Below are 23,371 nucleotides of genomic sequence, written 5' to 3' on the forward strand. Positions count from 1 at the left end.
GTTTTCTCATTGCCTTGGGAGCAAACTCAATCGACCGCAAAGACCAGCGGCTTTGCCTGGCGGATCGCCGCGTTTGCGGTCAGCTTGGCAAGCACCTCATCGCCAATCGGACCATCGACGTAAAGCAGCGCGATCGCATCCCCACCCTGCTTGTCACGGCCGAGTTGGAAATTCGCGATATTGACGCCGGCGGCGCCAAGCGTCGTGCCGATGAAGCCGATCATGCCGGGCACGTCGGTGTTGGTGATGTAGACCATGTGCGAGCCGACGTCGGCATCGAGATTGATACCCTTGATCTGGATGAAGCGCGGCTTGCCGTCCGAGAACACCGTACCAGCGATGGAACGGGTCATCGAGTCGGTCTTGACGGTCAACTTAATGTAGCCGTCGAACACGCCGGTCTTGTCCCGCTTGACCTCGGAGAGCACGATGCCCTTTTCCTTGATCATGATCGGCGCGGAGACCATGTTGACGTCGGCAACCTGCGTGCGGATCAAGCCGGCAAGCAGTGCGCTCGTCAGGGCGCGCGTGTTCATCGTGGCTGTCGCACCGTCGAAAAGGATCTCGATTTCCTTGATCGGCTCTTCGGTAACCTGGCCGACGAAGGCACCGAGAACGTCGGCGAGCCGGATGAACGGCTTTAGGATCGGTGCTTCTTCCGCGGTGATCGACGGCATGTTGATGGCGTTGGAAACGGCACCCTTCACCAGGTAGTCCGACATCTGCTCGGCAACCTGCAGCGCTACGTTTTCCTGCGCTTCCGTGGTCGATGCGCCGAGATGCGGGGTGCAGACGACGTTCGGCAGGCCGAAAAGCGGGCTTTCCTTGGCCGGCTCGACTTCGAAGACGTCGAAACCGGCACCGGCGACATGGCCGGACTTGATGGCTTCGGCAAGGGCCGCCTCGTCGACGAGACCACCACGAGCGCAGTTGATGATGCGAACGCCGGGTTTTGTCTTCGCAAGGTTTTCAGCGCCGAGAATGCCGCGCGTCTTGTCCGTCATCGGCACATGCAGGGTGATGAAGTCGGCCTTGGCGAGCAGCTCGTCGAGCTCAACCTTGGTGACGCCCATTTCCTCGGCGCGTTCCTTCGAGAGGAAGGGGTCGTAGGCCAGAACGTGCATCTTCAGACCGATGGCGCGCGCGCAGACGATCGAGCCGATATTGCCGGCACCGATGACGCCGAGCGTCTTGCCGGTGATTTCGACACCCATGAACTTCGACTTTTCCCACTTGCCGGCCTGCGTCGAGGCATCGGCAGCCGGCATCTGGCGGGCGACCGCGAACATCAGCGCAATGGCATGCTCGGCCGTGGTGATCGAGTTGCCGAACGGCGTGTTCATGACGATAATGCCGCGGCGCGAGGCGGCCGGAATATCGACATTGTCGACGCCGATGCCGGCGCGGCCGATGACCTTGAGGTTGGTCGCAGCAGAAATCAGCTTCTCCGTCGCCTTCGTGGCGGAGCGGATGGCGAGACCGTCGTAATTGCCGATGATTTCGGCGAGCTTGTCCTTGTCCTTGCCAAGCTGCGGCTGGAAATCGACTTCGACGCCGCGATCACGGAAGATCTGGACGGCGGTTTCCGACAGTTCGTCGGATACGAGAACGCGAGGTGCCATTGGGGGCTTCCTTCAAAAGTGTTCAGCGATGGATGAAATCAGGAATGCGAGGCTCCGCCTGCTCGGCGGAGCCGGATGCGATCAGCTCAGGCAGCAGCCTGGGAAAGCGTTGCCTTCTGCGTCTCGAAGGCCCAGGAAAGCCACGGCATCAGCTTCTGCATGTCGGCGGTTTCGATGGTGGCACCGGCCCAAATGCGCAGGCCCGACGGCGCGTCGCGATAATGGCCTATGTCGTAGGCGACACCTTCCTTGTCGAGCAGGCTGACGATGCCCTTGGCGAAGTTCGCCTGGCCATCGGCATCGAGCGCCAGAACGCCCTTGTCGACGATCTTCAGGCAAACGGAGGTGTTGGAGGCCGTCTCCGGCTTCACGGCGAGGTTGGCGATCCAATCGTTGGCGGCCACGAAATCGGCGATGACCTTGGCGTTCGCATCGGCGCGGGCCATCAGGCCCTTGAGCCCACCAACGTCCTTCGACCACAGCAGGGCATCGATATAATCCTCGACGCACAGCATGGACGGCGTGTTGATGGTCTCGCCGCTGAAGATGCCTTCGATCAGCTTGCCGCCCGAGGTCAGGCGGAAAATCTTCGGCAGCGGCCAGGCCGGTGCGTAGTTGAGCAGACGCTCGATGGCTCGCGGCGACAGGATGATGACGCCATGTGCGCCCTCGCCGCCCAGAACCTTCTGCCAGGAGAAGGTCACGACATCGAGCTTGGCAAAATCGAGGTTCTGCGCGAAAGCGGCCGAGGTCGCGTCGCAGATCGTCAGGCCATCGCGATCGGCGGGGATGAAATCGGCGTTCGGAACGCGGACGCCCGAGGTCGTGCCGTTCCAGGTGAAGACCACGTCGCGGTCAAAATCGATGGTCGAAAGATCCGGCAGCTCGCCATATCCGGCTTCGATCTTGCGGACGTCCTTCAGCTTCAGCTGCTTGACGACGTCAGTGACCCAGCCCGCGCCGAAGCTTTCCCAGGCGACCATGTCGACGCCGCGCTCACCGAGCAATGACCAGAGCGCCATTTCGACGGCGCCGGTGTCAGATGCGGGAACGATGCCAATGCGGTAGTCCGCCGGCACTTCCAGAATTTCACGGGTAAGATCGATGGCCTGCTTCAGCTTCGTCTTGCCGACCTTCGCACGGTGCGAACGGCCAAGGGCCGCGTCAGAAAGAGCTTCGAGCGTCCAACCGGGGCGCTTCGAGCAAGGGCCAGAAGAAAAATGAGTATTGTTCGGACGTACGTCCGGCTTTGCGGTCTTCGCCATGTGCTATCCTTCCAGATAGATAGCTCCTCGTTGGGGAGGAGTGTCCCGCCGCCGTCGTTATAGGGCGGTGAGATCGAAGTCAAGCAGCCGGCGTCGCAACGAGAGAAATTTTTGGCGTTTCCGCGTCATCGCGTCGCAGATCAGCCGGCCCTACCAGCCGGCGATGCGCAGGCCAACGCGGACTTCGTGCCGGGTCATCCCGTCATCGCGCCCGCTTGCCGAGGAGGGACCTGTAAACATGCTACCGCCGGCAATATCGGAAAAGCGATAGCCAAGATCGACCTTGATGTTGTCGGTGACTTCATAGCTGACGCCAACCATCAATGCATAGGTGAAGCGCCAGCTATTTTCTCCGTTGAAATCTTGCCGGGCGAAGGTGGCTCCCGCGCATGTCGAGGCGCCGTCGACGCACTCCGGTTGGGATCTCACACTCCCCCATCTGACGTTTGTTATCCCGACGCCGGCACCGACATAAGGGGTGAAGCCGGCAATGGTCGCAAGGTCGGCATAGCCGTTTGTCATGATGCCATACGCCCGAACATCGGCACGCGTGCCGTAGGCGCAACCGGTTCCGGCAGGAGCGGATGCCGCACAAGGCAGACCGAGGCGTGCCGTACCGGTAAAATCGCTTCTGAGGAAATCTGTCGTTAGATCGGCACGCCAGATGTCGGTGAATTGATAACCGATCCCGATGCCACCGGAAACGGGCTGGGAGAAGCGCGCCGGATCGAACTCGCCGGCGTCGGCACCACCTGCGTGATACGTTGGCTTTTCGTTGCCCGTCCACGGCGCATAGCCTAGGTCACCCCGAAGATACCATCCGCTCGTCATTGAGCCGCCGGCAATGCTAACCTCCGGTACGTCCGTGATGAGCGGTTCTTCCGCCGCCACCGGACTGCCGAGCAGCACAAGGCTTGCTACAGTGGCGAGGATCACTTTGGACGATTTCATTGGAAATTCCCGGCCGGGCAATACAATGCCCGCATGACTGACTAGCGGACATTATTCCAGCGAGATGCTAACGCGTGGTTAACCATATTTGTTAACTGCGATCAGCGTTCGGCCCATGCGAAAAAGGCTGCCGTGAAGGCAGCCTTGCAAGTGAGAACTCGCACGACAAAGATCGTGGCTGGCTATTGCAATGAGTAGCGCAAGGCGAGTTTGAAATCGTGCGAAGTAATATTGTCGAAATGCATCGGCCCAGTGTTGACCGTGTTGTCATATGAGCGGATCCGGCCGGTCTGTGCATCGCCTAGATCAAGGTAGGTATAACCGAAATCGACGGTGAGACGATCTGTCACCTGATAGCCGAGACCCGCATGCAGCGCCCAGGCAAAGTTCCAGGTGGAGTCGCTGTCGGCATAAGCGACGCCCTGGGTCGGGACGTTGACGTCCCTGAAGCCGGAGATAGTGTTGCGGGAGGTACCGACACCGGCCCCGACATACGGCGTAATGCCGTACCAGGTGCCCAGATCGACATAGGCGTTGGCCATCAGTAGCCATTCCGATTTGGCACCGTCGTAATCATTCGTGGCATCCCAAACAGCCGTCCCCGTTGCATCGGTGTGTCCATAGCGATCGAGTGCGGAGAAGTCGGCTTTGCCGCGATACTGGACGATCGCGTCGGCGCGTAGCCACTGGTTGAATTGATAACCTACACCCAATCCACCAAGCGGCGCGCTGTCGAAGCCGCCATCGTCCAGAAATTCATGGAGCTCCACGTCGTCAAACAATTCTTGCTGCAACCCGCCAAGGCGCTGGTTGCTCATCCCCAATTCGCCGCGCAAATACCATCCGCCGAAGACAGGCGCCGGTGCCGGCGGATCGACATAGAGATCGGCCGCGAGAACTGGGGCAGCTCCCAGCACCACCGCAGTCACGGCAATCAAAAATCTCTTCATAATAATTCTCCAGGAATACAAATAATCCGCGTGTCAGTCGACCGCATCCGGCTCTTATTCGTCCCGAAGTCTTACAAATCAGAGTTAATGTCCGATTAAATTTACAAGATATTCATCATGACCTTATGCGAAAGAGGGCATAGCGGGGTCGAATCGACATCCGCCATGCACGGCCGCCTTCACGCCGCGTCGCGCACCCCACCGATCACGCCAGTCAGATCATTGACGATGCGTTCAATCTGGGCGCGGTCGTCGCCCTCGGCCATGACACGGATCAGTGGCTCGGTGCCGGACGGACGGATGACGAGGCGGCCGTTCTTGGCAAGCTCGGCCTCCGCATCGGCGATCGCCTTCTGCACCCGGATATCCTCCAGCGGCTTGCCGCCGGAAATGCGGACGTTGCGCAGCAGCTGGGGCACCGGCTCGAAGCGACGGCAAACTTCGCTCACCGTCTTGCCGGTCCGCTTGACCGCAGCAAGGATCTGCAAGGCGGCCACCAGACCGTCGCCAGTCGTGCCGTAGTCGGACAGCACGATGTGGCCGGACTGCTCGCCGCCGACATTGTAGTTGTGCTGGCGCATGTGTTCGACGACGTAGCGGTCACCGACCATCGTGCGGACAAGACCAAGCCCCTTATCGCCGAGGAAGCGCTCCAGCCCGAGATTCGACATGACGGTCGCGACGATACCACCGCCGCGAAGCTGCTGGTTCTCGGCATAGCTTTCGGCGATAACGGCCATCAGCTGGTCGCCGTCGACGACCGCGCCGTTCTCATCGACGATGATGACGCGGTCGGCGTCGCCATCGAGCGCAATGCCAATATCGGCGCGCACTTCGTCGACCTTCTTCTGCAGCGCGACCGGGCTCGTAGAGCCACAATTGAGATTGATGTTCGTGCCGTTCGGCTCGTTGCCGATGGTCACGACGTCAGCGCCGAGCTCCCAGAGAACGGCGGGAGCCACCTTGTAGGCCGCCCCGTTTGCGCAATCGATCGCGATCCTCAAGTCCTGCAATGTCACGTCGCGCGGCAGCGTGCGCTTGGCATGCTCGATATAGCGGTCGTGCACGCCATCAACGCGCTTGGCGCGGCCGATATCGTCGGCCTTGGCAAGCTGCGTCGACAGATCCTTTTCGAGCAGATCCTCGATCTGCGATTCCAGATCGTCGGACAGTTTGTAGCCATCAGGCCCGAAGAGCTTGATGCCATTGTCCTGATAGGGATTGTGGGAGGCAGAAATCATGACACCGATGTCGGCGCGCAGCGACCGCGTCAGCATGGCCACGGCCGGAGTCGGGATTGGACCGAGAACAAACGCATCAACACCGGCAGCGGTGAAGCCGGCGACCATCGCGTTTTCCAACATGTAGCCCGAAAGGCGCGTGTCCTTGCCTATGACGACGCGGTGACGGTGGTTGCCTCGGCGGAAGATCGTCCCAACAGCAATGCCGACCCGCATCGCGAGATCCGGTGTCATCGGAAACACATTGGATTGACCGCGAATGCCGTCCGTACCGAAATAGCGTCTTTTCATATGCACCCCTGTGCCTTGGCGCGCCTTCAGGCTGCGCATTATTACTTGCAAAAATCACGCCGCCACAGGCGGAATGTCGCTACAAGAGCCTCGAATGAGGCCTCCCTATGTCACCGGCATGACATAAATCGCGGTGACCATCACGTAAATTCGCAAGAAAACCCATTACATCGCGTTACCGACGCAAAAGGCCGGAGTCCAGAATGGACCCCGGCCTTTCAGTCATTTTCAAGAGAAATCAATGTGGCTGCGGCTCCAAGCCAGCTTCCGGCTCGTCACCCTTTGTCACCGGCCGCGTCCCAGTCTTCGGCACAGCCGAACCCCTGCTGGGCGGCGCATCGTCGCCGAGATCGCGGGAAGGCTTCTCGCCACGAATCAGCGCCTTGATTTCTTCGCCAGTTAGCGTTTCGTATTCGAGGAGCCCTTCGGCGATCGCGACGAACTCGTCGTGATTTTCCGTCAGGATCTGGCGTGCCTCGGTATAGGCTTCCTCGATCAGTCGGCGCACTTCGCTGTCGATCTTCTGCGCCGTGGATTCGGAGACGTTCTTCGACTGCGAAACGGAATGGCCGAGGAATACCTCCTGCTGGTTTTCGCCATAGGCGACCTGCCCGAGCACGTCGGAGAAGCCCCACTGGGTGACCATGGCGCGGGCAAGCTTGGTGGCCTGCTCGATATCCGAGGATGCACCCGAGGTGATGTTTTCCTTGCCGAAGGTCAGCTCTTCGGCAATGCGCCCGCCCATCATGATGACGAGGCGCGAGACCATCCACTTGTAGCTCATCGAGTAGCGGTCGCCCTCGGGGAGCTGCATGACCATGCCGAGCGCACGGCCGCGCGGGATGATCGTCGCCTTGTGCAGCGGATCGGCAACCGCAACCTTGAGCGCGGTGATGGCATGACCGGCTTCGTGATAAGCTGTCAGCTTCTTTTCGGCTTCGGTCATGGCGGACGAGCGACGCTCGGCACCCATCATGATCTTGTCCTTGGCGTCTTCGAATTCCGCCATGGTGACGACACGCTTGTTGCGGCGTGCAGCCATCAGGGCAGCTTCGTTGACGAGGTTCATCAGGTCGGCACCGGAGAACCCAGGCGTACCGCGAGCCAGAACCTTGAGATCGACATTCGGCGCCAGCGGCACGTTGCGGGCATGCACCTTGAGGATGCGCTCACGGCCGACGATGTCCGGGTTTGGAACGACGACCTGACGGTCGAAACGGCCCGGACGCAGCAGCGCCGGATCGAGAACGTCGGGCCGGTTCGTCGCTGCAATCAGGATGATGCCTTCGTTTGCTTCGAAGCCGTCCATTTCGACCAGCAGCTGGTTGAGCGTCTGCTCGCGCTCATCGTTACCGCCGCCGAGACCGGCGCCGCGATGACGACCGACGGCGTCGATTTCGTCAATGAAGATGATGCAAGGCGCATTCTTCTTGGCCTGTTCGAACATGTCGCGGACACGGCTTGCGCCGACGCCGACGAACATTTCGACGAAATCGGAACCCGAGATCGTGAAGAACGGAACGTTTGCTTCGCCAGCGACAGAGCGAGCGAGCAGCGTCTTACCGGTGCCCGGAGGGCCAACCAGGAGTACGCCGCGCGGAATCTTGCCGCCGAGGCGCTGGAACTTCTGCGGATCGCGCAGGAATTCAACGATTTCCTCGAGGTCCTGCTTGGCCTCATCGACGCCTGCAACGTCATCGAAGGTCACGCGCCCATGCGCTTCGGTCAGAAGCTTGGCCTTGGATTTTCCAAAGCCCATCGCGCCGCGCGAGCCGCCCTGCATCTGCCGCATGAAGAACAGCCAGACGCCAAGGATCAGAAGCATCGGCAACAGCGTGCCGATATAGCTCAGGAAGCCCGACGAACCATCGGTTTCCGGGCGCGCGGAGACGAGAACGTTCTTCTGCTGCAGGCGATCGAGCAGGTTGTCGTCGACGACAGGCGTATAGGTCTGGAAGGTGGTGCCATTTTCAACATAGCTACCGGAGACGCGGTTGCCCGTGACGACGACTTCCTTGACGCGGCCCGCATCCACTTCCCGCAGGAATTGCGAGTATGGGATTTCGCGGGAGCTGGTCTGCGCCGGCGACGTCTGGAACATGCTGAACAGAGCAATCAGCAGCAGCGCTATGATTGCCCACAAGGCGAAATTACGTAAGTTAGGGTTCATCGAACTCCCCAGCACTGGAACAGCCGCCTCATGGCGACCGTCTTATTTGGTCTCTAACATAGGATTGCCTCGGGTGAATGCCAAGGCAAACTGGACTGTTAGATAGATTTTCCGTCAATAAGACCTAAAGGCGGTCTTGGATAGGGGCGTGTTCCAAAGGCAGCCGCAAGGCTATCGGCGAAGATGAAATCAAATCGTGTCAAAAAACGGTCGAAGGGCGAAAAATAGGGTGTGACACGGACTTTCTCGGCAACATTGCCGGGGGCCTCGTGTCCTGCCACGTCGACGACACGGGGCGCCGCCGCCAGGGCTCGCCTGGTGACGCCCCTGGGGAGTTGACCGCTCTGCGCCGCCGTTCCGCCAGCAACGATGCCTATTGCCGTTGGCGCCGCATTTTCAACCAGGAACCGGCCGTCCCAGACAGCGCGCGCAGCGGGTGCCAGCGTCAACGGCAGGATGCCGCGGTTTTCGCGGACAAGGAAAAGGCCGTCGCGCCGAAGGTCGAACACCACCCTGCCCGCGGTCATCCGGCCCAACTCACCTTTTGCGATAAGAGCCAGCACGTCGTCCGTCTGCTTGCGGCCAAGTGCGAACACCTGCCCGCCAAATACTGCGGCAAGGCGCGCAAAGGCATAGCCAAGGATCTCGCGATCGGCGGTGAGCCCGGCCGGGATCACTTGGCCGATCAAGGGAGAATGCACGATAAAATACTGATCCAACCATTTCGACGCCAAAGTAGCGACGCTTAACCGCAGATCACCCGCGCCGTCCTTAGCCGGCACAACATCCGCCTCTCCAGCAAGGCGCGACCGCATCCGCACACGTTCGTATTTGGGGTCATCATTGCTCGGGTCGTCGATCCAGGCGACCTGCCGTGCGCGAAGGTAGTCACGGATCGCATCCCGCCGGCAGGAGAGCAGCGGTCGCGCAACCCAAAGGCGCCGATCGAAAAGGACGAGATCCGCAATGCCGGTACTTGGCTGCTCTGAACGTTGCGATCGCATGGCAAGTGTCTCGCGCTGGTCATCGGCCGTGTGCGCAGTCACGACAATGTCGGCATTCAGGCTTTCAGCGGCATCGGCAAGCAGAGCGTAACGGGCGTCGCGTGCTGCCGCCATCATACCGGTCTTTGGCTTTTCGCCACGCCATGTCTTGATGAGGTGGGGGATATCAAGCGACCGACAGAAGGCTGCAACCTGGTGCGCCTCCTCGGCCGAACCTGTGCGCAACGCATGGTCGACGGTTACGGCACACAGAGAGATTGTCAAATTGGGTGTGGCCTTAAGAGCTTCGGCGAGCGCCAGAAGCAGGCCGGTTGAATCGCTTCCGCCCGAAATCGCGACAAGGATACGCGAGGGCTTGATCAGCGAACCAAGGAAACGGCGTGCTGCCGTCTCTGGTAGAAGGGGACCGTCCGGGCGCAAAACCGGATGACCTTAGCAGGCGAGACGCTTTTGCTCGCTGGCAACCTTGGTTATCACGGCACGCGAAGCCTTGGGATAACGCTTCGAGACTTCCCGCAGCGTCGCGCATGCGGTTTCCGTGTTGTCGAGCGCGGCAAGCGACATGCCGAGCTTGAGAAGCATTTCCGGCGCCTTTTCAGAGCTGCCATACTTCTTGTGCGCATCGAGGAACGTCTTGGCAGCCTCGTTGTACTTGCCTTGCGAGTAGAGCGCCTCGCCAAGCCAGAAATTGGCATCGGCGGCGCGAGAGCTGGCGGGATACTGCGCGATATACTGAGTGAACTCCTGCTCGGCTGTCGAGTAGTCACCCGACAGCACGTGGCCGTAGGCAGCCTTGTACTGGTCGGCTTCGCTGCCGAGGGAGGCAGTCTGCGACGAACGGCCGGAATCGACGCCCGGAAGCGGGCGGGATCCAACTGTGGCACCCTCGTTGACCGAGCCGCCGATCGGATTGCCGCTCTGGTCGAATTCCATCGAACCGAGCTGTTTCGGCGGCTGGCCGAGGCCCTCGTTTGCGGGAATGTCGGTCGAGGGAGCCGTTTCGGCTCCCTGCGGTGCTTGGATAACGCGGGCGACATCGTCGCCACCGCTCCGACCTTGGGCCGGAGGAGGTACATCTGCCTCGCTCTTTTTCATCGTCTTGGAGTTGCTGCCGGCACTACCGCCACCGCCGCCCTTCTCCAACTCCTGGAAACGGAATTCGTTGTCTTCCTGCGCCTTGCGGATCGTTTCCTGCATCTGCAGGAGCTGGAAGCTCATCTCCTCGATGCGGCCGTTCAGCTGACGCAGCTGCTCTTCTAACTGCTGGACGCGGACTTCGGCGCCGCCGGCCTGCACGTTTACAACCGGTGCCTGCGGCTGCTGCCGATCCGCAGCCTTGCCGCCGATCTGCCAACCCAAAAGCGACGTCGCATTGGCCGATTGGCCCGCCCCGGCCACGGCCGCGAGACATAGCATGCCCGCAACGACAAGTTTTTTCATATGGTTCGTCCTGTCCCTGTGATTCTTCGCACCCATTGGCACGAACAGGAGATTTTTCCAATTGCTTTCAAAAAGCAACGGAAACTGGCCAAAGTGTGTTCAAAAAGAAAAGGCGGCTCGCGATGGAGCCGCCTTTCGAAATTGTAATATTTCCCGGCAATTACATGCCGGCGCCACCGAGAACGGTGACGGCACGGCGGTTCTGCGACCAGCAGGAAATATCGTCGCAGACGGCAACCGGACGTTCCTTGCCGTAGGAGATCGTCTTCATGCGCTGCGCCGGAACGCCACGCGAAGCGAGGTAGTCCTTGGTGGCGGCAGCACGGCGAGCACCAAGAGCAAGGTTGTATTCACGCGTACCACGCTCGTCGGCATGGCCTTCGACGGTGATGGCGTACTTGGGGTAGCGGGCGAGCCACTGAGCCTGACGGTCGAGTGTCTGGGAAGCGTCCGCGCGGATCGAGGTGGAGTCGGTGTCGAAGAAGATGCGGTCGCCGACGTTGACGGTGAAGTCCTGAGCGGAGCCAGGCGTTGCGGCGCCGGCGCCAAGGCCGAGGTCGCCGGCACTGTTCGCCACGTTCTTCTTGTTCGCGCAACCGGCCAGAGCAAGACCGGCGACGAGCGCGATCATGACGGGGTTACGGGCGAAATTCTGCATGCGGCTCATTGCCGGGGTGTGAATTCGGCTCATGGCCGGTCTCCTTGCGACTTGATTAAGGTTGCCGGACTGTAACCTCGTTGGGTTAATCGGCACTCAAGAATTATGGTTAATGGATGGTTGATTTGTCCCTCAGTCGCCCCAATCAGGGATTTTTGCGGCGACAAAAAGGCACATCCACAGGCTTTACTACTCGAGAAGCGGCGACCAGGCTGGGTCCGAAGCATAGGTCGGGGTCTTGATGAGCTGCTCGTTGTAGCCCGTCAGATCGATGGAGTAGAGCTGCGGACCACCTGCACCCGCCGCCTGGCGGAAGAACATGATGACGCGGCCATTCGGCGCCCAGGTCGGGCCTTCGTTGTGGAAGCCCGTCGTCAGGATGCGCTCGCCCGAACCGTCCGGCTTCATGACACCGATCGAGAACTTGCCGCCCGACTGCTTGGTGAAGGCGATCAGATCGCCGCGCGGAGACCAGACGGGCGTGGAATAGTTGCCGTCGCCGAAGGAGATGCGCGTCTGGCCGGAGCCGTCGGCGTTCATGACGTAAATCTGCTGCTTGCCGCCACGGTCGCTCTCGAAGACGATCCGCCCGCCGTCCGGAGAATAGGACGGCGACGTATCGATTGCGGCCGTCGAGGTCAGGCGCGTCGTGGTGCGCGAGCGCAGGTCCATCGTGTAGATGTTCGCATTGCCTTCCTGCTGAAGGCTCATGACGACCTTCTGACCGTCGGGCGAGAAGCGCGGCGAGAAGGTCATGCCCGGGAAGTTGCCGACGACTTCGCGCTGTCCTGTCTCAAGCTGCAGCAGGTAGACCCGCGGCTGCTGGTTGGCGAAGGACATGTAGGTGACTTCCTGACGGTTCGGCGAAAAGCGCGGCGTCAGAACGAGGTCGCTGCCGTTGGTCAGCATGCGGACGTTGAAGCCGTCCTGATCCATGATGGCGAGCTGGCGCTTGCGCTCCTGCTTGGTGCCGGACTCCGAGACGAAAACGACGCGGGTGTCGAAATAACCTTCCTCACCGGTGATCTGCTTGTAGATCGCATCGGCGATGATATGGGCTACGCGGCGCCAGTTCTCAGGCTGCGTGTAGAACTGCTGGCCGGTCATCTGCGTGCCTGCGAACGTGTCCCATAGTCGGAACTCGGCGCGGAGGCGACCGTCGCTTTCCTGCGTCACGCGACCGGTGACGAGGGCCTGCGCATTGATGACCTTCCAGTCCTCGAAGCGCGGAGCGGCATCCGGGTTGGAAATCTTCTCGATGAAGGCGTTCTTGTTGATCGGCGCGAAGAGGCCGGAGCGCTGAAGGTCGGCAGCGATGACCTGCGACACCTGCGCGCCCATGTCGCCCTGCAGGAAGTCCGTGATCGCGATCGGCAGCGGCTCGACGTTACCCTTGTTGATGTTGATTTCGACAAGCGCGTTCGCCGGCGTGGCAACAACCGCAGTGGTTATCATGCCGACGGCGACCATCAAGGCGCGGATGAGGGAACACTTGGTCATGGAGGACAAGCCTTTCAGCATTTTAAAGGGCTAGATCGCTAGGATCGAAGTTGACGATAACTTCGCCCCAGGCGTCATATTTGTCTTTCGGAAGGTTCGTGAAGGGCGACGACTTCATGACGGCGCGCTTGGCACCGCTTGCCAACGCCATGCGCGTCGCCTCGTTGGTGCCGCCGACCGCTTCGACCTCGGGCGAGCCGATGATGTTGCCATCAGGGTCAAGCTTCATATGGACCTTGATGCGAACGTCGCTGGCGCCTTCCATTCCGGGAATAACCGACCAGTTGCCGGCGATCGCACTGCGGAGAGCATCCATCTCGCTCATCGAGAGCTTTGAACCCGTGGACGGCTTGGTGGAGCCGGTCGAAGCAACTTCGGTTGACCGCTTGGCACCGCCGTTCGACGGGTCCTGCTTGTTCAGCAGCGCTGCGATGTCGTCGGCGTTGAAGTCGCTCTGCTTGGAGGAAGAGGCTTTCGCCTTCTCCTGCTTCTTGTCGGCCTTCTTCTTGTCGGTCGGCTTTTCGTCGGTCTGTGCCTTGTCTTCCGTCTTCTTTTCAGGCGGCTTTTCGGCCGGCTTCTGTTCGGGCGGCTTTACCTGCGGCTTGACGACTGGCGTCGGCACTTTGTCCGGCAATGCCTCGGCATCCGGCTTCGGTGGCTCGGGCGTTTCCTGTGGCTTCTCCTCGGCCTTCGGGGGCGTCGGCGTCGTGATCTCGGGCTTCGGCGGCGTGATTGACGCCACCTGCTTCGGCTCGACGTCCGTCTCCTCCTTCATGATCTCCTTCACCTCGTTCGGCACAGGATCATTCTGGGGAAGGGGCTTTTCGCTGGCCTTCGGCGCGGCCGCGCTCACATTGTTGTTCGGCTTAGCATTCGGGACCGGCGGCGTCTTAAGGTCGACCTTGTTGTCGCCCATGTTCTCGGCGTTTGCGACTTCGCTCGGCTTGGAGGTCGGCTTCGGCGCCGGCTTTTCGCTCGGCTTGGCCGTCTTGTCGCCCTGCTGCATCTGTGTCATTTCTTCGACAGGCACGAGGTCGACGGGCATCGCCTCGAAATCCTCGACCTTGAACTGCTCTGGGGAGCCGATCGAAATCAGCGCCCAGGCAAGCAGTGCACAGTGCAGAGCCGCAGATGTGACGATACTGGCCTTCATAGCGTTCGCTATTGGTCCTTCTTCTGCTGCGTCACGAGACCGATGTTCTTGTAGCCGGCACCCTGGATGCGGGCCATGACGTCGGCGATCACGCCATAAGGCGCGGTCGCGTCGCCGCGAACGAAGATGCGCTCGTTGTAGCCGGTCGTTGCGATCGCCTCGAGCTTCGCGGCAATCTCCCCGGCCGGGATCGGCGTTTCCTGCAGGAACACCTGGCCGTCGTTCTTGACCGAGATCGTGATCGGCTGCGTTTCGGAATTCAGCGCCTTAGCCTGCGTTTCCGGCAGGTCGACCGGCACGCCGACGGTCATCATCGGTGCGGCGACCATGAAGATGATCAGCAGCACGAGCATGACGTCGACGAGCGGCGTCACGTTGATTTCGGAGATGACGGCGCCTCGGCGCCCGCCGCGGCGACGGCGTCCACCGCCCCCGCCGCCATTGCCTCCAACAGCCATACCCATGTGCGCTACTCCGTTTCCGTCCGTTACTGCGCGGCCTGGCGCGGCTGCAACTTCTCATCGATCTGGCGCGAAAGGATGGCGGAGAATTCATCCGCGAAACCTTCCATACGGCCCGAGAGCTTGCCGGCGTCGGCGGAGAACTTGTTGTAGGCGATAACCGCCGGGATAGCGGCGACAAGGCCGATGGCGGTGGCAAGCAGCGCTTCGGCGATACCGGGAGCAACGACCGCAAGGTTCGTCGACTTCGAGCCGGCGATCGCCTGGAACGAGGTCATGATACCAACGACGGTACCGAAGAGTCCGATGAACGGACCGGCCGAGCCGATCGTCGCGAGCGAGCCGAGACGGGCCGAGAGGAATTCGGACTCACGAGCGAGCGTGACGTCCATGGCGCGGTCGATACGCATCTGCAGACCGATCGGCGAGCGTGCGCCGCGCTCGAACGACTTCTTCCATTCGCGCATGGCGGCGACGAAGATCGAGGCAAGGCCGGTGTTGTTGCGTTCCGACAACGTTCGATAAAGTTCTTCCAGCGACTGGCCCGACCAGAACACCTGCTCGAACTTGTCGAACTGGCGCCTCGCGCGGCCGTAAGCCAGATACTTGTCGATGACGATCGCCCAGGTCCAGACCGAGGCCGCGATGAGCCCGAGCATGACCAGCTTGACGACGAGGCCTGCCTGCATAAACAGCGACCAGAGGCTGACGTCGGCCGTTGCTGCTGCCAATCCTACTTGTTCCATTGATCCAATATCCCCGAATCCAAACGCCCGGCACTTGACCGGGCGGCACAAAGTGATCTCGCAAGAAGTGTCTGGCGGCCGCCGCCCAAAGCCCTGGTCAAGCTTCCAAGCTCTTATCCGCCTTCCTTGCCGTCAAATTTGGTCAAAGGAAGGCGTGCACCGCACAAACTCTGACAATCCGAGTAAGACACTATTACGGTTAATAGTTCGTTAGCGCCGGATCATGACAGCGAAAAACTATCGGCGAAAGATTTATCCCTTGGATGACTTGGCCAGATCTAAGTGACCATACAGCGCTCATCTTCCCGCGCGCCAATTCCTTCACACAAAACTCATGTTTATGCAAGGCCGGTAATCCCGCGTCTTTTCGGCGCTTCGCGATCAACCGACGCGAATCGCCGCGGCAGAACCTTGTCTGGATCGGTACGATCACGTGGCGCGTAGGAAACGCTCAACGTCGTCAGAGCGGCTTGCTGCCTTCCAGAAATTTCTCGGCAAGTGCCTCCGGCAATCGTCGCGGACGCGCATTGGCGTTAATGACGGCGATGATCACCCTGGCGGCGATCAGCAACGTTTCGCCACGCCGGATTTGCTGATTGAGGACCATTTTGGCCCCGCCGGCTTTTTCGGTGTGTGTCAGCACGGTCAGGATGTCATCCATCCGCGCCGGCTGTTTGAAGTCGATCTCCATGCGGTGGACAACGAAGACGAGCCCCTCGTCGTCAGCATTGATGAGTTCCCGCTGCTCGACGCCGAGGCAACGCAGGTAATCGGTGCGGCCGCGCTCGAGGAAGTGCAGATAGCGAGCATGGTAGACGAGGCCGGAAAAGTCAGTGTCCTCGTAATAGACGCGCTGCAACAGCCGGTGACCCGTTTGCGTGAGTTCGCCTGAGATCGAAAAACCGTTATCCGCCATAATTTTCTCCAAAGTCACGCGCCCTCTTTGGCGGAAGACTTTCCGCCTTGCAAGCATTGAACAATTGTCACGCTTCCTAAGTAATTTTCGACAGAGACAATCAAGCAGGAGACGACGCGATGAAGATTGCAGTGATGGGTGGAGACGGATTCATCGGCTGGCCGACGTCATTGCATCTCTCCGACACGGGACATGACATCCATATCCTCGACAATCTCTCGCGACGCTGGATCGACACCGAACTCGGCGTCCAGTCGCTGACCCCGATGGACTCGATCCAGGAGCGCACGCGCATTTGGCACGCCGAAACCGGTCGGCGCATCCAATTCAATCTGATCGACCTCGCCAAGGACTATGAGCTTTTGAAGAAGTGGCTGGCCGAGAACCGTCCGGATGCCATCATCCATTTCGCTGAGCAGCGTGCCGCCCCCTACTCCATGAAGAGCGATCGCCACAAGAACTACACGGTCAATAACAATGTCAACGCCACCCATAACCTCCTGAATGCGCTTGTCGAACTTCAGCTCGACGCGCATCTGATCCACCTTGGCACGATGGGTGTCTACGGCTATTCGACGGTCGGTGCCGCCATCCCCGAGGGCTACCTGCCGGTGGGGATCGAGACGCCCAGCGGCGAGACTGTCAGCCAGGAAATCCTCTACCCCTCCAATCCCGGCTCAATCTATCATGTGACCAAGTGCCTGGATCAGCTGCTTTTCCATTTCTATGCCAAGAATGATGGCCTGCGCATCACGGACCTGCACCAGGGGATTGTCTGGGGCACGCACACCGAGCAGACGCGCCGGCACCCGCAGCTCGTCAATCGCTTCGACTATGACGGCGACTACGGCACGGTGCTGAACCGTTTCCTGATCCAGGCGGCAATTGGATATCCGCTGACCGTGCACGGCACCGGCGGACAGACCCGCGCCTTCATCCACATCCAGGACTCCGTGCGCTGCATCGAGCTGGCGTTGAACAACCCGCCCGCCCGCGGCGCCCGCGTCGAGATCTTCAACCAGATGACGGAAACGCATCGGGTGCGCGATCTGGCCGAAATGATTGCCAAGATGAGTGGCGCCGAGATCGCCTGGCTGCCGAATCCGCGCAAGGAAGCGCCGGAGAACGAGTTGATCGTCAAGAACGAGAAATTCCGCAATCTCGGCCTTGAGCCAATCACCTTGCAGGCGGGGCTTCTCAGTGAAATCGTCGACGTCGCCAAGAAGTTTGCCTATCGTGTCGACCGCTCGCGCGTTCCTGCGGTTTCCGCCTGGACGAAGGATATTGCCGCAACGATCAACCACGATCCGGAAGGCAGGAGGCTGAAGTCGGTTTCATGAGTGAGCCCCGGTCCTTGCGGCACGCCTATGTCACGCTCGTTACCAACAACGACTACGCCATGGGTGCCAAGGCGCTCGCGGTGTCGTTGCGCCGAACCGACACCTACGCCGATATCGTCGTCCTCCATACGGCCGCCGCTGGCGAAGCCAGCCTCGCCCCGCTCTTGCAACTCGACTGCCGACTCGTGCCGGCCGATCATTTGCCGCTCTCGACCGAATTCAAGGAGCGCCACGCGCGAGCCAACCTGCACTCCGCCGCCCCTTTCACGAAGGGGCGTAAGCCAGACTTCCATTCGCCGCTCGACAATTTCTGCAAGCTGCGCCTCTGGCAGCTGAGCGAATACACCAGCTGCGTCTTCATCGACGCCGATGCGATCGTGCTGCGAAATATCGACAAGCTCTTCCACTACCCGGAGTTTTCGGCGGCCCCGAATGTCTACGAATCTCTTGCCGACTTCCACCGGCTCAATTCGGGAGTTTTCGTCGCACAACCGTCCAACGACACATTCCAACGCATGCTGGAGCGGCTGGATCAGCCGGACGTGTTCTGGAAGCGGACGGACCAGACGTTCCTGCAGGATTTTTTCCCGGATTGGCACGGCCTGCCGGTCTATTTCAACATGCTCCAATATGTATGGTTCACCATGCCCAGGCTTTGGGACTGGCGGAGCATTTCCGTCCTGCACTACCAGTACGAGAAGCCATGGGAAGCGAATCATCCGAAGGTCGAGAAACTGCGGCCGCTGATCGACCTTTGGCACGCATTCTATGCCGGCGACGTTCTGCCGGATATTTCGGCAATGGCCAACCCTGAAGAGGCGGCATGAAGGTACTGGTATCGGGCGGAACGGGTCTCGTCGGGCGCTATATCGTCGAAGAACTGCTCGCCGCCGGCTATGCCGTGATTATCGGCGGTCGCCACGCACCGCTGCCGCGCCTCTTTTCTCGCCCGGTCGAATTCGCGCCGCTTTCGCTCGATCCGGCGCATGACCATATCGAAGCTTTCGACGACGCCTATTTTTTTGTGCACGCCGCCTTCCATCATCTGCCGGGAAAATACCGCGCCGGTGAAGGCGACGACCCCGAGACGTTCAAACGCTTCAATTTGGACGGCACCGTCCGGCTTCTCGAGGCCGCCAAACGCGCCGGCACACGGCGCTGTATCTTCATTTCCAGCCGTGCTGCCTATGGCGAACATGCGCCGGGAACCTCCCTGAAGGAGGGGATGGCCGACAAGCCGGAAACCCTCTACGGCCAAGTCAAGCTGGATGCGGAACGCAGCCTCGCGCATCTTGCGGCGCCGGGCTTTGCAACGGCCAGTCTCCGATTGACCGGCGTCTACGGCGACCTTCGACCCAACAAATGGGACAAGCTGATCGAAGATTACCTCGCTGGCCGTCCTGTGCCGTCGCGTGCCGGAACCGAGGTCCACGGAAGGGACGTCGGCAAAGCCGTGCGGCTCATGCTGGAAGCGGACGGCGCGCGCATCTCCGGCGAGACCTTCAATGTCTCCGACGTCGCTTTGGATACATGGGACATCCTGGAGCCCATTCGCTGGGAGCGTGATTGCCTGAACAGGCTGCCGTTGCCCGCCGACAAATCGCTGCTCACACCGATGGACACGACGAAAATCCGCGCGCTCGGTTGGTCGCCAGGCGGCATGCCTTTGTTCGACGAAACGATCCATGCGCTGGCCGCGGGCACATAGGTGGCAGGTGAAGGCGCACAGGCTCACGCAAGCCTGAGGTTGCAGACTGCCACGGATAGTGCAATCCGGAGGATAGTATGCAAGTCGGTTCCGCATCAGCGCTCAACATCCTGCGCAACACCTATTCAACCGACAATCTCAATACGTTGACTGACAGCGCCAGCGCACGACTGAAGATATTACAGAATTCGGCAAAGGCGCAGGAGAGCCTGCGCGAGAACATGACGACCTCCGCCGAAGCCGCCAAAAGCCGCGCGGCGCGCAAGCTTGAGGAAGCCAGGCAGCAATTGGAGATGCTGAAAAGCGGCGGCTACCCGCCCGAAGTCGTCGCACGGCTGGCGGCCGAACTTGCTCACAAGATCAGCGCCGCAGCTGCGGAATTCGCCTCCGCCGTCGCTACGAGCGCGACGAGCATCGCATCTGCAGCCGCTGCAACCGCCGATGCGGGCACGGGTGCGGCTACGGTGGCCACAACCGATGCGCCCGCGTCAACCGCAACGGCATCCTCTGACGATATCAAGAGCGGTACGGCCCGGACGGACGAACCTGACGGCGCAACTCCGGCTCGCAACGCTTACCAGAGCATCGTCGAAGATGGAAAACGGGCGTCCTCCGGCATCTCCGCCGAGGATCGCAAGACGATGGAAGAGTTCAAGTCCATCCTGCAGGAAGTTCGCCAGCTAATGGACAGGGCGGTGCGCGAGCTGCGGGCGGGAAGCGGCCAATCCGGTTCGGGTACGACCTATCCGCTGGAGGCCAAGGCTGGCATCTCGGCCATACCGACTAGCTTCACGATTTGACGTCCTCGGCTCGGGCAGACAGCCAAAGGTCGCATTGTCACGTTGAAATCATCGCCTGGCCCACTATGGTCTGCTGAAAACAGCGCGATGGACCGCATGACCCCGAAAGAACTGAAAGCGAAAATGCGTACCGGGCGGCTCGCACTGCGCGACGCGATCCCGGAAGATACTCGCATCGAGATGAGCCTTGCAATGGCCGAGCATGCCGGCGAGGCGGTCGCATTCGAGCCAGGGACGACCGTGTCCGGCTTTCTGCCGATCCGCTCCGAAGCGGATATCCGGCCGCTTATGGCGCGATTCCAGGCGCGCGGAGCACGGCTTTGCGTACCGGCGATACTCGACAAGCAGACGATCGTCTTTCGTCAGCTCGTACGCGGTGTCCCGTTGGTCAGCACAGGCTTCGGCACCTCGGGTCCGCCTGCGGACGCCGTCGTGCTCGATCCCGAGATCATGCTGGTGCCCCTCTCCGCTTTCGACAATCGCGGCCATCGCATCGGTTATGGCGCTGGCTATTATGACCGCGCCATCGAGCTTTTGCGGCAAAAAGGCCTGCATCCGAAACTGATCGGCATTGCATTCGACTGCCAGGAAGTGGCACATGTGCCCGACGAGCCGCACGACGTCAGTCTGGACGCCCTCCTGACAGAAAGCGGGCTGCGTTTTTTTGCCTCTTGGATTGGATAGCAATGCGACTGCTTTTTCTGGGTGACATGGTGGGTAAGACCGGACGCACCGCCGTCTGGAACCGCCTCCCCGGCCTTATTTCCGACCTGAAGCTCGATTTCGTCGTCGTCAACGGCGAGAACGCCGCAGGCGGTTTCGGCATCACCGAGGATATCTTCCTGGAGACGATCAATGCGGGCGCGGATGTCGTCACGACAGGCAACCACGTCTGGGATCAGAAGGAAGCGGTCGCCTTTGCGGGACGTCACGACCAGTTCCTGCGGCCGGCCAACTACCCGCAGGGCACGCCGGGGCGCGGCTCAGGCCTGTTCTATGCCCGCAACGGTGCACGCGTGCTGGTCGCAAATGTCATGGGCCGCGTCTTCATGCACCCGGAGTTGGACGATCCCTTCAAATCCGCCGAGACAATCCTGGATGCCTGCCCGCTTAAAGAGCAGGCGGATGCAATCATCTTCGACTTCCACGCCGAAGCGACCAGCGAGAAGCAGTGCTTCGGCCATTTCGTCGACGGCCGCGCCAGTTTCGTCGTCGGCACGCATACGCATGTGCCGACAGCCGATCACCAGATCCTGAACGGCGGCACCGCCTACATATCGGATGCAGGCATGTGCGGCGACTACGATTCCTCGCTCGGCATGGACAAGGAAGAACCACTGAACCGCTTCATCTCCAAGATGCCGAAAGGCCGCATGGAGGCAGCGACCGGCCCGGCCACCATCTGCGGCGTCGGCGTCGAAATATCAGATGCGACCGGCCTCGCAGAAAAGATCGCGCCGCTGCGCCTGGGCCCCCGGCTCGCCGAAACCATTCCGGAGTTTTGGCGCTAGAGCCTTTCAGGCAGGCTCCCGCCATGACGCAAAAGTGAGCAGCGGCTCCGGATTTCAACTGGACCGCTGCGGCGGCTTGCCGCATCCTCCCAACGACCCGTGAAAGCGCCGGAGGAAGTGGCATGAAGCCACGTTTTCTTGTCTTCGCAATCGCCTGCCTGATGGTCCTCATCGCGGCCGAAGCGGCCGTCGCTCAAGAAGAAAAGAACGTCAGCCAGTGCCAGGCCATCGCCCAATCGATCCCGCAAGCGACCTTTGCCAGCTTCACAGGTCCAGCGCCGATCGTTGGCGCCGGCGCTAGCGACCAATCGGTCACGCTGACCTACATCGGACATTCCACCTTCCTTATCGAAACGCCAGGCGGCGTAACCATCGCGACCGACTATAGCGGCTGGTATTCGCCGCCGCACGTGCCGATGGTCGTCACCATGAACCGCGCCCATTCCTCGCATTATACGCTGGCGGCCGACCCTGGCATTCAACACGTCCTGCACGGATGGAGCGACGTGCCGGGGGAAAAGGCGAAGGTAAACCTCGTCGTCGGCGACACCTACATCCGCAACGTTACAACGGATATCAGAGGCGGCTTCGGTGCGCCGCAGACGGACGGCAATTCAATCTTTATCTTCGAGATTGCCGGGCTCTGCATCGGCCACCTCGGCCACCTTCATTATGAGTTGACGCAAGCGCACTATGCCGAGATCGGCCGGCTTGACGTCGTCATGGTTCCCGTCGATGGCGGCCTGACGATGGGCTCGGACAGCATGAGTCGGGTCATCAAGCGCCTGCGCGCCTCTCTCATCCTGCCGATGCACCAGCCAAGGCCGCTGCAAAGCTTCCTGTCGATGTTCGGACCCGATTTCGATATCAGCTACGCACCGACGAACACGATCACCGTGTCGCTACGGACATTGCCGAGGAAGCCATTGATCTACGTCGCCAAAGGCATGCAGTAAAAGACCCGGAGGGCGCCGGGTCTATGTCATTCAAGCGAACTGCAGATGCTGCCGGATGCCGACATCGGGCATCTTGTCATCATCGAGATTGGCCTTGGCAATCTCCCAACCAAATTTGAGCTTACTGCCGGTAGAGACCCAGATCTCTGCGTCGTCAACATGCATCACAAGCATCGTCAGCTTCGGATCCTTCTTGCCGTCCTCATACCAGGCGGCGACGACGGAATCCCAGTACTCATTGATCTTCGACGGATCGGACCGCACCTCGATCTTGCCGGCTAGGCAAGCGTGATAGTCGTGATGCTTTCCCACGACGCAGAAATGTGCCCTGGTGCCCGGCTTGATGGCACGGGCGATTTCTGCGTCCGATTTCGAGTAGAACCAGATCGTATTGGTCTTCGGATCGGCATGGGGCGCCATTGGCTGCATATGCATGTCCGCTCCGTCCACGCCGAGCATGCCGGCATGAATGTCGTTGACCTGATCCCAGAGCTGACGTGCCGGGTGTTTCCGCGCCTCGTTGAAACTAGCCATAGCACTTCCTTCCGTTTCAAGGGTCCGTGTCTTGAAACGCCAGCTTCGGAGCTTTGTTCCGTAATTCCGGACAAGCGGGTACCCCGGGAGAATGAAGCCGTTTTCCCTTGAATACGGCCCATTTCGCTCTTATAAGGCGGCCCATTCCGACAAT

Annotated in this window: 22 protein-coding genes; 7 read left to right on the plus strand and 15 right to left on the minus strand. The window is 60.5% G+C overall.

Annotation, left to right across the window (positions count from 1 at the left end; translation table 11 throughout):
* Window positions 1–26: 26 nt before the first annotated feature.
* The 14 genes from serA to ybgC all read right to left on the minus strand — a co-directional run bounded on the left by serA (window position 27) and on the right by ybgC (window position 16,368).
* A complete protein-coding gene (serA, locus tag BSG20_RS21030) occupies window positions 27–1,622 on the minus strand; it encodes a phosphoglycerate dehydrogenase (protein WP_072378103.1) in 1,596 nt (531 codons plus the stop codon).
* An 86-nt stretch (window positions 1,623–1,708) separates the two neighbouring features.
* On the minus strand, window positions 1,709–2,887 hold the full coding sequence (locus BSG20_RS21035) for a phosphoserine transaminase (protein WP_072378102.1): 1,179 nt from the start codon (window positions 2,885–2,887) through the stop codon (window positions 1,709–1,711).
* A gap of 150 nt (window positions 2,888–3,037) precedes the next feature.
* Window positions 3,038–3,838: an outer membrane protein gene (locus tag BSG20_RS21040; RefSeq protein ID WP_072378101.1), complete on the minus strand. Its 801-nt coding sequence runs from the start codon at window positions 3,836–3,838 to the stop codon at window positions 3,038–3,040.
* 182 nt (window positions 3,839–4,020) lie between these two features.
* Window positions 4,021–4,788, minus strand: coding sequence for an outer membrane protein (locus BSG20_RS21045; protein WP_072378100.1), 768 nt, complete (start codon window positions 4,786–4,788; stop codon window positions 4,021–4,023).
* A gap of 179 nt (window positions 4,789–4,967) precedes the next feature.
* Window positions 4,968–6,320 (minus strand): phosphoglucosamine mutase, encoded by a 1,353-nt coding sequence (gene glmM, locus BSG20_RS21050; protein ID WP_072378175.1) that lies wholly within the window; start codon window positions 6,318–6,320, stop codon window positions 4,968–4,970.
* A gap of 238 nt (window positions 6,321–6,558) precedes the next feature.
* On the minus strand, window positions 6,559–8,490 hold the full coding sequence (gene ftsH / locus BSG20_RS21055) for an ATP-dependent zinc metalloprotease FtsH (RefSeq protein WP_072378099.1): 1,932 nt from the start codon (window positions 8,488–8,490) through the stop codon (window positions 6,559–6,561).
* Between the two features lie 98 nt (window positions 8,491–8,588).
* A complete protein-coding gene (tilS, locus tag BSG20_RS21060) occupies window positions 8,589–9,914 on the minus strand; it encodes a tRNA lysidine(34) synthetase TilS (RefSeq protein ID WP_072378098.1) in 1,326 nt (441 codons plus the stop codon).
* A gap of 12 nt (window positions 9,915–9,926) precedes the next feature.
* Window positions 9,927–10,934 carry a tol-pal system protein YbgF gene (gene ybgF / locus BSG20_RS21065; protein ID WP_072378173.1) on the minus strand — a complete coding sequence of 336 codons (1,008 nt, stop codon included), beginning with the start codon at window positions 10,932–10,934 and terminating at the stop codon, window positions 9,927–9,929.
* 160 nt (window positions 10,935–11,094) lie between these two features.
* Entirely contained in the window at window positions 11,095–11,625 is a 531-nt protein-coding gene (gene pal, locus BSG20_RS21070) for a peptidoglycan-associated lipoprotein Pal (RefSeq protein WP_024315421.1), read from the minus strand.
* A gap of 156 nt (window positions 11,626–11,781) precedes the next feature.
* Window positions 11,782–13,092 (minus strand): Tol-Pal system beta propeller repeat protein TolB, encoded by a 1,311-nt coding sequence (gene tolB, locus BSG20_RS21075; protein WP_024315420.1) that lies wholly within the window; start codon window positions 13,090–13,092, stop codon window positions 11,782–11,784.
* A 22-nt stretch (window positions 13,093–13,114) separates the two neighbouring features.
* Window positions 13,115–14,245 (minus strand): hypothetical protein, encoded by a 1,131-nt coding sequence (locus tag BSG20_RS21080; protein WP_072378097.1) that lies wholly within the window; start codon window positions 14,243–14,245, stop codon window positions 13,115–13,117.
* A gap of 8 nt (window positions 14,246–14,253) precedes the next feature.
* Complete coding sequence (gene tolR / locus BSG20_RS21085) at window positions 14,254–14,709, minus strand: protein TolR (protein ID WP_072378096.1); 456 nt, start codon at window positions 14,707–14,709, stop codon at window positions 14,254–14,256.
* Between the two features lie 23 nt (window positions 14,710–14,732).
* Entirely contained in the window at window positions 14,733–15,452 is a 720-nt protein-coding gene (tolQ, locus tag BSG20_RS21090) for a protein TolQ (RefSeq protein ID WP_037126807.1), read from the minus strand.
* Between the two features lie 460 nt (window positions 15,453–15,912).
* Window positions 15,913–16,368 carry a tol-pal system-associated acyl-CoA thioesterase gene (gene ybgC, locus BSG20_RS21095; RefSeq protein WP_072378095.1) on the minus strand — a complete coding sequence of 152 codons (456 nt, stop codon included), beginning with the start codon at window positions 16,366–16,368 and terminating at the stop codon, window positions 15,913–15,915.
* A 119-nt stretch (window positions 16,369–16,487) separates the two neighbouring features.
* On the opposite strand from ybgC, the gene BSG20_RS21100 reads away from it, so the two are divergent.
* From BSG20_RS21100 to BSG20_RS21130, 7 genes are all read left to right on the plus strand, one after another.
* Entirely contained in the window at window positions 16,488–17,708 is a 1,221-nt protein-coding gene (locus tag BSG20_RS21100; protein WP_072378094.1) for an NAD-dependent epimerase/dehydratase family protein, read from the plus strand.
* Window positions 17,705–18,535: a glycosyltransferase gene (locus BSG20_RS21105; RefSeq protein WP_072378093.1), complete on the plus strand. Its 831-nt coding sequence runs from the start codon at window positions 17,705–17,707 to the stop codon at window positions 18,533–18,535. Before BSG20_RS21100 ends, BSG20_RS21105 begins: the two co-directional genes overlap by 4 nt.
* Entirely contained in the window at window positions 18,532–19,416 is an 885-nt protein-coding gene (locus BSG20_RS21110; protein ID WP_072378092.1) for an NAD-dependent epimerase/dehydratase family protein, read from the plus strand. The genes BSG20_RS21105 and BSG20_RS21110 overlap by 4 nt, the downstream gene beginning before the upstream one ends.
* 77 nt (window positions 19,417–19,493) lie before the next feature.
* The gene (locus BSG20_RS21115; protein WP_072378091.1) at window positions 19,494–20,216 is read left to right on the plus strand and encodes a hypothetical protein; all 723 of its coding nucleotides are present in this window, start codon (window positions 19,494–19,496) and stop codon (window positions 20,214–20,216) included.
* Window positions 20,217–20,312: 96 nt separating this feature from the next.
* The gene (locus BSG20_RS21120; protein ID WP_072378171.1) at window positions 20,313–20,900 is read left to right on the plus strand and encodes a 5-formyltetrahydrofolate cyclo-ligase; all 588 of its coding nucleotides are present in this window, start codon (window positions 20,313–20,315) and stop codon (window positions 20,898–20,900) included.
* 2 nt (window positions 20,901–20,902) lie between these two features.
* Window positions 20,903–21,727 (plus strand): TIGR00282 family metallophosphoesterase, encoded by an 825-nt coding sequence (locus tag BSG20_RS21125; protein WP_072378090.1) that lies wholly within the window; start codon window positions 20,903–20,905, stop codon window positions 21,725–21,727.
* A gap of 122 nt (window positions 21,728–21,849) precedes the next feature.
* Entirely contained in the window at window positions 21,850–22,683 is an 834-nt protein-coding gene (locus BSG20_RS21130) for an MBL fold metallo-hydrolase (protein ID WP_072378089.1), read from the plus strand.
* A 30-nt stretch (window positions 22,684–22,713) separates the two neighbouring features.
* On the opposite strand, the gene BSG20_RS21135 is transcribed toward BSG20_RS21130, so the two are convergent.
* Window positions 22,714–23,217: a pyridoxamine 5'-phosphate oxidase family protein gene (locus tag BSG20_RS21135; protein WP_072378088.1), complete on the minus strand. Its 504-nt coding sequence runs from the start codon at window positions 23,215–23,217 to the stop codon at window positions 22,714–22,716.
* Window positions 23,218–23,371 lie beyond the last annotated feature (154 nt).

Origin of the sequence: Rhizobium tibeticum (assembly GCF_900110205.1) — a bacterium.
GTDB lineage: Bacteria > Pseudomonadota > Alphaproteobacteria > Rhizobiales > Rhizobiaceae > Rhizobium > Rhizobium tibeticum.